Origin of the sequence: Colwellia ponticola (assembly GCF_005885605.1) — a bacterium.
Lineage (GTDB): Bacteria > Pseudomonadota > Gammaproteobacteria > Enterobacterales > Alteromonadaceae > Colwellia > Colwellia ponticola.
Genome location: NZ_SZVP01000200.1, coordinates 1 through 416 on the forward strand (window position 1 = coordinate 1; position 416 = coordinate 416).

The window sequence follows — 416 nt, forward strand, 5'->3', positions numbered from 1 at the left end:
AAGGGTATAGGGCAGGTTTTCAAGCACCCCCGCCGCTTCCATCGCGGCCTGGGCGTTGTAGCTTTGGTCGCCCACCACCAGTGTTTGCGCATTCGCGGTCAGGCACAGCAATACGGCCGCCAACCCGGCCGCCAGTCTCGTCAGGTAACGCACGTTCGTCTCCAGATGCCTTGTCAGGCCGTTCAAGTCGATCCGCGCGTACGGTCTCGATAGTGTTCACAGGAATAATCTGCCCACACCATAAGGACCGGATCGGCCGCTGTAAACTTCTTATAATGCATAACGTAATTCTATAATAATGCGAAATAAGCATTTTAAGGCCAGCATGCACCATCTGTTTCCAGCATACCCCATGCTCAAACGTCATAATCCCCGACCCGCCTGCATGGTAATCTCGCGCGACCACGAATAGACAT

1 protein-coding gene is annotated in these 416 nt (G+C 54.1%); it reads right to left on the reverse strand.

Annotation, left to right across the window (positions count from 1 at the left end; genetic code table 11):
• A partial coding sequence (locus FCS21_RS16550) for a hypothetical protein (protein WP_222928010.1) occupies window positions 1-186 on the reverse strand: 186 nt, incomplete at its 3' end.
• Window positions 187-416 lie beyond the last annotated feature (230 nt).